This is a genomic window from Helicobacter pylori FD535, assembly GCF_000296015.2.
GTDB lineage: Bacteria > Campylobacterota > Campylobacteria > Campylobacterales > Helicobacteraceae > Helicobacter > Helicobacter pylori_CT.
Genome location: NZ_AKHP02000018.1, coordinates 1 through 10,519 on the forward strand (window position 1 = coordinate 1; position 10,519 = coordinate 10,519).

Sequence of the window (10,519 nt, forward strand, 5' to 3'; positions counted from 1 at the left end):
AATAACGCAGAAATCCCTACAAGCGGGAGAGATGCGATCACTTTTGGAACTAATAACCTAAACCCTGAAATTGTTGAATTTCTACACAAAAACAACAAGAAAATGATTATAGAAAAAGCCTCTAACAAAGAATTAGAACTTTTAGCTGACGCTAACTTTAAACACCCTAAAAACATAAGAGCGAGTTTAGATCATGATGCTATCGCTCATATACTCAAAAGGCATGGCGTTAATTCTGTTAATGTTAGGAATGGAGAAATCCCTATTACTTACGAAGATATAGCTAATTATAGATATATCGTTAATAACGCCGATGCAATTCTTAGAACTTTAGACAAATACGATCAAGAAGCTATAACGGCGTTTAAACAAGTTAATGGCTATGCGGTAGTGGTAGAGCAAGCGATCAATAAGAAAAATGAATTAGTTTTAAAAACAATGTTCAAGAACAATGGGAGTTATAAAAATAATGAAGTTTATAAAGAATTTTCAAGCACCTCACTCAACGCTGATGCGAAGGTGTGCCATAGGTTGAGTTCCTATAGTGGTGCTACAGAGAATCCTACACAAAAACCCCTAAAAAGTCAAGAGGATTTATCAAAAAATACAGAATTACATAACAAAACCACACAAGAAGCTAAAAATTTAAGCCCTTTAGAACAAGCCAAAGCCGAAAAGCTTGCGAAGTTACAAGACGCTATAACGCCCCTTAAAGAGTTTGGCACAAATTACCCCGAGTTTGTTTTAAAGCCAAAAGAAGCGTTAGAGAAATTATTACAAGAGAAAAACGGACAAGTCGCAGGCGCAGCGTTCAGGGACGATTTAGGAGGGATTGATTTTGTGTGGGGCAAGGATGGCAAAGATGGCTACGGATTAGCGCACATCTTAGAACGCCGAGAAGATCAAGCCTTAAGCAAAGGCTTAAACCAAAGAGAAGCTAAAGAATACGCCCTAAATGTTGTTAAATCAATCCCTGAGATTATAGAAAAAGGCGTTAAGGTTGATAATAACGGCAGAATAGCTATTGAATACAAGCATATGCGAGTGGGACTTAATGATAAGTGGGATAATCAAAAGCTAGAGAATAAGTGGGTAATAAGCAGTTATGAAATTTATAATAGTGAGAGTGGGCTACCATTCCGCCCTATAGCCCAATTACAAGAGGTAGGGTTGGAACCCTCTAAACTCACTGAACCTAATCCTACCACAAACACGCTAAAAAATCAAGCGCCTTTAAGCGAACAAGCCAACGCCGAAAAACTCCGCAAATTACAAGACGCTATAACGCCCCTTAAAGAGTTTGGCACAAATTACCCCGAGTTTGTTTTAAAGCCAAAAGAAGCGTTAGAGAAATTATTACAAGAGAAAAACGGACAAGTCGCAGGCGCAGCGTTCAGGGACGATTTAGGAGGGATTGATTTTGTGTGGGGCAAGGATGGCAAAGATGGCTACGGATTAGCGCACATCTTAGAAAAGAGAGAAAAACAATACACAAGGTTAGGATTAAATGCAGAGCAAATCAAAGAAAGGACTAACGAATTATTAAAACAAATACCGGAAGTGATAGAGAAAGGTATTAAAGATGATGATTATATTGGGCATGCGACCATAAGATATAATGATATTGAAGTAGGTTTAAGTAGTCAAAAAGGAAATACGCCTTTAAAAAATCATTATATGATTACAAGTTTTGAAAGAGATGATAAGGTTTTAAGGGAGTTAGAGACCAATGGGACACTCTCTAACGATTACAGAGATGGCATCAACTATAGCATCTCAAACCTTAATGAAAACAATTTTACTAAAGAAAGCTTAACGAGTCAAGAACCGCCCTTATCTGTATTAGAAAAAAGCCAACTAGAGAAGCAGAAGAAACTAGAAAGCGAAAGATTAGCTAAAGCAGAAAAACAACACGCCCAAAAGATTAAAGATCAAGAAAGAGCCGAATTGAGAGATAAAATCAGAGCGCAAAAAAACGCCACGCTAGGTAAAAGCGAATTAGACAGAGAAATTAAGAAAAGTGAAAATATACCCTATAAAGAGCTAGAAAACGCCCCTAAAACGAGCGTTAGCTTAAACGATGATGAAATACACCCCTTAAAGTTTGTGATCGTCAATAAGAGCGATTTAAAGCCCAATTTCAAAAACACGGGCACGCAAACACGCACCGCAGTGGATAGCAAGAAAGTAGAAGAGATAGCCGAGCGCTTTAATCCTAAATTGATTATAGGGCGCGGGGGTTTTGATGATTTGCCCATTATCTTAAGAGACGGGCAAGTTATCGCAGGAAACCACAGGATACAAGGCATGCTAAACTTTAACGCAGAGAGCCGAAAAAAATACGAACAAGCGATTAAGGAAAATTTTAACATTGAATTGAAGCCTGATGAGCTTTTAGTTAGAATGCCAGAGCAGGAATTAAACGACAAAGAGATTTTTAAATTAGCGAGCAAATCTAACGAAAACCGAGCCAACAGCTTTAGCGATACGCTTTTAAGCGCGATGAGCAGTTATAACGACAAATTGAAACATTTACCGCCTCAATTTGAAAGCGACAGCGTGGAGAATTTAGCCAATCAGGTTGCAAGAGCGTTAGAGAAAGACGCTAAAATCCCAAGTCATACCCAAGTAGAAAACGCTAACCTAGCCCTTTTGAGTCATTACGCCAGAAACACCCCTAATAACAGCTTTTTAGAAGTGTTTGATAACGCTTATAAAAACCTAGACAGAGAGCAATTTAAAGCGTTTAAGGAAATGTTTGCTAATAACAGCGCGAATTTTCACAATCTCAATAACGACACCACGATTAAAAATTTCACGATTTCACCTTATCTAACCGATGCGCTAGACACTAGCGCTAAAATGCTTGAAAGCGGTAACAGAGCCGATAATTTCAGCAAGTTGGCGCATGATATTGACTACTTAGTCAATAGCACAGATGAAAACGGCATGAATGCTTTCATTAAAGAAAACAAGGACGCTTACCACAGCGTGATAAGCGAATTATTAGGGAGTTCTTTCGCGCGCTTTTTGCGCCTTGAAAACCCTAGCGCGCAGTTTTACGAGTTTTTAGTAAAAGCTAAAGACCGAATGATAGAAAACGCAGCCGATATTTTTACAGGAACGAGTAAGCCTATTAGTCAAATCAATGTGTTTGATTTCATTAAATACGGCATTGAAAGCGGTAGAAGCAGTAAGGAGAGCAGGGAATTACTTGATCTATTGCCAAAGTTAGAAAAGAAGTTTAACGCTTATGAAAGGTTAAAAACTAATGCTAAAAACAATGTATAAGGCAAGAGGAAATTATAAGGATAGTTTAATTTATAAAAAAACATTAGCAAAATCTCAGAATAGCAATTGAACATCAGTTATGAGCTGAGCGCTAGACATATTTGATAAAGCTAATGTATTTTGAAATGATAAAACAAAAATTTTAACCAGTCAAGGAGTAAGAATAAGATGAATTACCCTAATCTCCCTAACAGCGCTTTAGAGATCGCTGAGCAACCACAGGTCAAAGAAATCACTAACGAACTTTTAAAGCAATTACAAAGCGCGCTAAATTCTAATACTCTTTTTACCGAGCAAGTAGAATTAAGCCTTAAGGGCATCGTTAGGATTTTAGAAGTGCTTTTGAGTTTGGATTTTTTTAAAAACGCCAACGAGATTGACAGCAGTTTAAGAAACTCCATTGAATGGCTTAGTAACGCCGGCGAGCGCTTGAAAAATAAAATGAAAGAATACGAGGGCTTTTTTGATTCTTTCAATACGAGCATGAAAAGCAACGAGCAAGAAGTAACCAACACACTAAACGCTAACACCGAGAACATCAAAAGCGAGATTAAAAAGCTAGAAAATCAGATTATAGAAACCGCTACCAAGCTTTTAACGAGCTACCAACTCTTTTTAAACCAAGCGAGAGATAACGCTACAACGCAAATAAACGCTGATAAGACCGCAAGCCTTGAAGCGCTAACGCAAGCGAAAACGAACGCTAACAATGAAATAACCGAAAAACAAACGCAAGCGATAACGAACATTAACGAAGCCAAAGAGAGCGCTACAAATCAAATTAACACCAATAAGCAAGAAGTTTTAAACAATATCACGCAAGAAAAGCAACAAGCTACAAGCGAGATCACCGAAGCGAAAAAGACCGATCATTATCAAAACATTGATTTTTTTGAGATTGAATAAAGCGTGTTAAAAAACCACTATAATACCTCTAAAAAATGCGAGTTTTAAAGATGCCTTTATTTGATTTAAAAAGCCCTTATCCACCAGCAGGCGATCAACCCCAAGCCATAGAAGCCTTAACGAAAAGCTTAAAAAATAACAACCATTATCAAACTTTAGTGGGGGTTACAGGGAGCGGTAAGACTTATACGATGGCCAATATCATCGCTCAAACCAATAAACCCGCTTTGATCATGAGCCATAATAAGACCTTATGCGCGCAGCTCTATAGCGAATTTAAGGCGTTTTTCCCGCATAATAGGGTGGAGTATTTTATCTCCCACTTTGATTACTACCAGCCTGAAAGCTATATCCCTAGAAGGGATTTATTCATTGAAAAAGACAGCTCTATTAACGATGATTTAGAGCGTTTAAGATTGAGCGCGACCACCTCGCTTTTGGGTTATGATGATGTGATTGTGATAGCGAGCGTTTCGGCTAATTATGGTTTGGGTAACCCTGAAGAGTATTTAAAAGTCATGGAAAAGATCAAAGTGGGCGAGAAGCGCGCTTATAAGAGCTTTTTACTCAAGCTGGTAGAAATGGGTTATAGCCGTAATGAAGTGGTGTTTGATAGGGGGAGCTTCAGAGCGACCGGGGAATGCGTGGATATTTTCCCCGCTTATAATGACGCTGAATTTATTAGGATTGAATTTTTTGGCGATGAGATAGAAAGGATTGCCGTCTTTGACGCTTTAGAAAAAAATGAAATCAAGCGATTGGATTCTGTCATGCTTTATGCGGCCAGTCAGTTTGCGGTGGGGAGTGAGAGGTTGAACTTAGCCATTAAAAGCATTGAAGATGAACTCGCTCTAAGGTTGAAATTTTTTAAAGAGCAGGATAAAATGCTTGAATACAACCGCCTCAAACAACGCACCGAGCATGATTTAGAAATGATTAGCGCAACCGGTGTGTGTAAGGGCATTGAAAATTACGCACGCCATTTTACAGGTAAAGCCCCTAACGAAACGCCTTTTTGTTTGTTTGATTATTTGGGGATATTTGAGCGGGAGTTTTTAGTCATTGTAGATGAAAGCCATGTGAGTTTGCCGCAGTTTGGGGGGATGTATGCAGGGGATATGAGCAGGAAAAGCGTTTTAGTGGAATATGGTTTTAGATTGCCTAGCGCTTTAGACAACCGCCCTTTAAAATTTGATGAATTTATCCATAAAAATTGCCAGTTCCTTTTTGTGTCCGCTACGCCCAATAAGCTAGAATTAGAGCTTTCCAAAAAGAATGTCGCTGAGCAAATCATTCGCCCTACAGGGCTTTTAGACCCTAAATTTGAAGTGCGAGACAGCGATAAGCAAGTCCAGGATTTGTTTGATGAAATCAAGTTAGTGGTGGCCAGAGATGAAAGGGTGCTCATCACCACGCTCACTAAAAAAATGGCAGAAGAATTGTGCAAATATTATGCTGAATGGGGCTTGAAGGTGCGTTACATGCATAGTGAAATTGATGCGATTGAAAGAAATCACATCATCCGCTCTTTAAGGCTTAAAGAATTTGATATTTTAATAGGGATCAATCTTTTAAGAGAGGGGTTGGATTTGCCTGAAGTCTCTTTAGTGGCGATCATGGATGCGGATAAAGAAGGGTTTTTAAGGAGTGAAACAAGCCTCATTCAAACCATGGGGCGAGCCGCTAGAAACGCTAATGGTAAGGTTTTACTATACGCTAAAAAGATCACTCAAAGCATGCAAAAAGCCTTTGAGATCACTAGTTACAGGCGCGCTAAGCAAGAAGAGTTTAATAAAATTCATAATATCACCCCCAAAACCGTTACTCGCACTTTAGAAGAGGAATTGAAATTAAGAGACGATGAGATTAGAATCGCTAAAGCCTTAAAAAAGGACAAAATGCCTAAAAGTGAAAGGGAAAAAATCATTAAAGAATTGGATAAAAAAATGCGAGAATGCGCGAAAAATTTGGATTTTGAAGAAGCGGTGCGCTTGAGAGACGAAATCGCTCAATTAAGAACGCTTTAAAAACTATAAGTGTAGTTGAAATAAACCGAGTAATTGTGCCTGAAATCAACTTGGTATAACAAGCTGTTGATCCCGTATTCTAAAAATCGTAAAACTTTGAGGACATCTCCACTATTATTGCTAATGTTATTCATGGAATAATAATGGTTAAAATAATAAGTAGGGATTTTAATCCCAAAGCCAAATTGGTTATGCTCATTCCCTAAACGAACCCCTAAATCCACCAAAAACTGGAAGCCATTTGGATTCACTTTCCCGCCAAAAGTGTCTTGAAGAAGCGTTTGATACAACAATTCATCGCTCACTTTGTCATACACTCCAGCAAAAGCAATCCCCAGATTGAACCCGGCAAAAAACTTATCCCCGTTATAAGCGTTAAATAATAAATCCATATAAGAGCCGTAAGTGGAAATGATGACAGATTGCGATTCTTTTAGACCATAAAGAGAAGCGCTCAAATCATAAAATAGCCCCCACCTGAAGCCAAACCACTTCGTTTCTTCATGCTTGCCCACCCATTTATAGCCCGCTTGCACGCCAAGACCATTAGACACATACGAATTTTTAAAAACAGGGCTTAAGCCATCGCTAAAAACGATTTGGCTCTTATTGAATTGTTGGAATAAATTCAAGTTGCTGTAGTTGTGCTGAATGCTCCCTAATTGATACCCAAGCCCCAGATAAAACGCCGATCTATCCGCATAGCGTTTGATGGGCGAAACCACTTTTTTATTAAAAAAAGTGTAATCCCCTTTAGTCAAAACATCTTTAAAACCCTCTGCATTAAGCGTGCAAAAAAGCCCTAAAATTAAACATAACGCTCGTTTCAAAAAACCCCTTAATTTAAAACTTCAATTTTTTATCGCTTATTTTATCGTTTTGTTTTTGTAAAAACGCGCCTTATTCAAACACCCTTTTAAAAATCGCCCCCACATTTTTAGTGTAATACCCGTAATCAAAACATGCTTTGATTTCATCTTCGCTCAAATATTTTTTCAAGCGTTCATCGTTGAGCAGGGCGTTTAAAAACAGATTTTCATCAGCGTTTTTAAAAGCGCCTTGTTGCAAAATTTCCCATATTTTCATCGCATTTTCTTGCACGATTGAATAGCTTTCTTCTCTGCTCAAACCTTTTTTAGGCAATTCCAATAACACCCGTTGCGAAAAGACTAGCCCCCCACTCAAAGCTAAATTTTTAAGCATGTTTTTAGGATAAACCACCAAATTTTCAATCACGCTATTTAGGCGGCTGAGCATAAAATCGCTCGTGATAAACAGATCGGGCAAGGCAAAACGCTCCACAGAGCTATGGCTCATGTCCCTTTCATGCCATAAGGCGACATTTTCTAGCATAGGGGTCGTAAAAGAGCGAATCACCCTGCAAAGCCCGGTGATATTCTCGCTCAATATGGGGTTTCTTTTGTGAGGCATCGCAGAGCTTCCTTTTTGCCCTGTTGAAAAAGCTTCTTCCACTTCATAGACTTCACTGCGTTGCAAATGGCGGATATTGACAGCGATTTTTTCACAACTGCTCGCTAAAAGAGCCAGATCGCATGCAAGCCTAGCGTAGCGGTCTCGTTGAATGACTTGATTATTGATATTGGCGGTTTTTAAGCCTAAAAATTGGCACGCTAATTCTTCTAATTCTAAGGGGGCGTGCGCAAAATTCCCCATAGCCCCACTGATTGCTCCCACGCTGATAAATTCCATCGTTAAATCTAAGGCTTTTAAATGCCGTTTGATTTCATCGGCAAAAAGGGCTAACACTAAGCCAAAAGTAATGGGTTCGCCAAACACCCCATGGCTTCTGCCCACCATCAGCGTGTCTTTATGCTCTAAAGCCCTGTTTTTAAGGGTTTCATAGAGGTTTTTAACGCCTTTTTGAATGAGTTTTAAGCTTTTTGTCATCAATAACGCCATAGCCGTATCAATGCAATCGCTAGAAGTGATCCCATAATGAAAAAAGCGCGATTCTTCGCCCAAGCTTTCAGCCACGCAAGTGGTGAAAGCGATTAAATCATGCTTAGTGGTTTTTTCAATTTCTTTGATGCGCTCAAGGTTGAATGCCGCTTTTGAGCAGATTTTTTCACAATCGCTATCTTGGATTTGCCCAAGCTTGTTCCACGCCCTAACGACAGCTTTTTCCACTTCTAAATAGGTTTCAAACTTGGTTTGCTCATTCCATAGGACTTTCATTTCTTCATTCGCATAGCGTTCTAACACCGGCAATCCTTACAATCAAAATGGGATTTATGTTACTTTAAAGGGGTTTAAAAAGTCAAGAGAGAAAACCACACAAGACGCAACAAAGCGCCTTGATCTAATGGAAGGGTTATACTTTAGCTTCTTCTCTGCGTTGCAAGTATTCCCAACGCTCATTCACATCTTTTTGCAATTCTTCAATAATGTGTTCGTTTTCTTTTTTGAAAAGGTGTTTGAAGCGCTTTTGGGCCCCTAAATAATCCCTTACAGGAATGATATTTCTTGGGCGGTAAGTGATTTTCAATTCCCTGCCATTAAAGATTTCAAATAAGGGGAACATCAAGCTATCCACAGCCATATCCGCTAATTCAATGGTTTTATTGGATTCAAATTTCCATTCAGTCGTGCATGGGCTAAGAGCGTTAATAAAGCAAGGCCCTTCAGTGTCTAGCGCGGTTTTAATCTTTTTGTTCATGTCTTTCCATTTGTTAGGCGAGAGCTGCGCCACATAAGGGACCCCATGGCTTGCCATGATATTGACGATGTCTTTTTTCTTTTCTTTTTTACCAAAGCTAACCGATCCCGCTGGCGTGGTAGAAGTGCTAGCCCCTAACGGCGTAGAGCCGCTTCTTTGACCGCCGGTATTGGCGTAGTTTTCATTATCCAGGCAAATGTAAGTCATGTCATGCCCTCTTTCCATGCAACCGCTGATGAATTGAAGACCAATATCATAACTAGCCCCATCGCCCCCAAACGCCACAAATTTTGGTTTTTGACCTTGATAGCGGCCCTTATTCACTAACGCTTTATACATCGCTTCCACCCCTGAAATCGCCGTAGAGCCGTTTTCAAAACCAATATGGATCCAAGGCACATCCCATGAAGTGTGCGGATACACTGCCGAGCATACTTCTAAACAACCGGTAGAATTGCCTAAAACAATAGGCCCATCTACAGCGTTTAACACTTCGCGCACAATAATGCCATGCCCACAACCCGGACAAAGCAAGTGCGAGCCTTGAAATTTTTCAGCGCTTTGGCTAAAACCTTTGAGTGTTTTGACTTCTTTTACCATGATATTTCCTTTTTAAAAAAAGCTCATTTTAGGGCCGTGCAAGCCTACGAATTGTTGGGTAGGGTGCGTGAGCGTGCCTTTAAGAGCGTCTTCATTGATTTCTTCAAAAATTCCGCATAAATGCGCGATTGTCATATCCCTTTCGCCTAAACCATAGATATAGTTAGACACCACAGGGTGTTTAGTCCCTTGCGTTTGATACACTGCGCTCGTTACTTCATTAAACATCGCCCCCATAGCGCCCGCTGGAGAGCTCTTGTCTAAAATCGCTAAAGCTTTAAGGTTTTTCAAATCCTGCCCTAATCTTTCATAAGGGAAGGGGCGTAAGGAATGGATGGTAGCCACGCCGGCCTTAATGCCTTTTTTACGCATTTCTTTAGCCGCTACGATCGCTGATTCATAAGTAGTGCCTAACGCAAAGATAGCGATTTCAGCGTCTTCTAGCTGGAAAGTTTTCGTCGAATGGTATTGCCTGCCGGTGAGTTTAGCGAAATCATTGAACACTTCTTCAATCACAGAAGACGCGCCCATGATCGCATGGTGGAGTTGGGCTTTATGCTCATAATGCCATTCTTCTTCGGCTTGCGCGCCATAGCTTACCGGTTTATCAAAATCCAAAAGCGAATGCTTGGTTTGGTATTCGCCTACGAATTGATAAGCCACTGCATCGCTCAAAGGACGGACATTCTGCACGGTGTGTGAGCATAAAAACCCGTCTTGATTGACAATAGTAGGCACGCGTACCTTTTGATGCTCCGCGATTCTAAACGCCATTAAAGTGAAATCATAAGCTTCTTGGGGGTTGCATGTGCATAAACTTATCCAGCCAGAATCCCTACTCAAATACATATCAGAATGATCGCCATGGATATTCAAAGGGGCTGCTAAAGCGCGATTGACTAAATTCAAAACGATAGGCAAACGCATGCCAGAAGCCTGGTATAAAACCTCTACCATTAACGCCAAACCTTGAGAGCTAGTCGCAGTGCTGACCCTTCCACCTGCAGCAGCGGCTCCC

Annotated in this window: 7 protein-coding genes; 3 read left to right on the forward strand and 4 right to left on the reverse strand. The window is 40.0% G+C overall.

Going from position 1 to position 10,519, the window contains the following annotated elements; genetic code table 11:
- Nucleotides 1–102: 102 nt before the first annotated feature.
- The 3 genes from DV63_RS11785 to uvrB all read left to right on the forward strand — a co-directional run bounded on the left by DV63_RS11785 (nucleotide 103) and on the right by uvrB (nucleotide 6,224).
- Nucleotides 103–3,291, forward strand: a complete 3,189-nt coding sequence (locus DV63_RS11785; protein ID WP_031202303.1) for a DUF3519 domain-containing protein — start codon at nucleotides 103–105, stop codon at nucleotides 3,289–3,291.
- Nucleotides 3,292–3,459: 168 nt separating this feature from the next.
- Nucleotides 3,460–4,197 (forward strand): ATP synthase subunit B family protein, encoded by a 738-nt coding sequence (locus tag DV63_RS11790; RefSeq protein ID WP_001108906.1) that lies wholly within the window; start codon nucleotides 3,460–3,462, stop codon nucleotides 4,195–4,197.
- Between the two features lie 50 nt (nucleotides 4,198–4,247).
- Nucleotides 4,248–6,224, forward strand: coding sequence for an excinuclease ABC subunit UvrB (uvrB, locus tag DV63_RS11795; protein WP_031202304.1), 1,977 nt, complete (start codon nucleotides 4,248–4,250; stop codon nucleotides 6,222–6,224).
- On the opposite strand, the gene DV63_RS11800 is transcribed toward uvrB, so the two are convergent.
- The 4 genes from DV63_RS11800 to DV63_RS11815 all read right to left on the reverse strand — a co-directional run.
- The gene (locus DV63_RS11800) at nucleotides 6,221–7,054 is read right to left on the reverse strand and encodes an outer membrane protein (RefSeq protein ID WP_000816661.1); all 834 of its coding nucleotides are present in this window, start codon (nucleotides 7,052–7,054) and stop codon (nucleotides 6,221–6,223) included. The genes uvrB and DV63_RS11800 overlap by 4 nt on opposite strands.
- Before the next feature lie 70 nt (nucleotides 7,055–7,124).
- Nucleotides 7,125–8,447 carry an adenylosuccinate lyase gene (gene purB / locus DV63_RS11805; RefSeq protein WP_000893928.1) on the reverse strand — a complete coding sequence of 441 codons (1,323 nt, stop codon included), beginning with the start codon at nucleotides 8,445–8,447 and terminating at the stop codon, nucleotides 7,125–7,127.
- A gap of 109 nt (nucleotides 8,448–8,556) precedes the next feature.
- On the reverse strand, nucleotides 8,557–9,501 hold the full coding sequence (locus DV63_RS11810; protein WP_000238160.1) for a thiamine pyrophosphate-dependent enzyme: 945 nt from the start codon (nucleotides 9,499–9,501) through the stop codon (nucleotides 8,557–8,559).
- A 12-nt stretch (nucleotides 9,502–9,513) separates the two neighbouring features.
- Nucleotides 9,514–10,519: 2-oxoacid:ferredoxin oxidoreductase subunit alpha (locus DV63_RS11815; protein WP_020982394.1), on the reverse strand; the 1,006-nt coding region annotated here is incomplete at its 5' end.

Bases quoted from the DNA above. Each gene is read 5' to 3' on its own strand.
- DV63_RS11785 (WP_031202303.1), top strand. From the start codon at position 103: ATGATTATAGAAAAAGCCTCTAACAAAGAATTAGAACTTTTAGCTGAC.
- DV63_RS11790 (WP_001108906.1), top strand. From the start codon at position 3,460: ATGAATTACCCTAATCTCCCTAACAGCGCTTTAGAGATCGCTGAGCAA.
- uvrB (WP_031202304.1), top strand. From the start codon at position 4,248: ATGCCTTTATTTGATTTAAAAAGCCCTTATCCACCAGCAGGCGATCAA.
- DV63_RS11810 (WP_000238160.1), bottom strand. From the start codon at position 9,501: ATGGTAAAAGAAGTCAAAACACTCAAAGGTTTTAGCCAAAGCGCTGAA.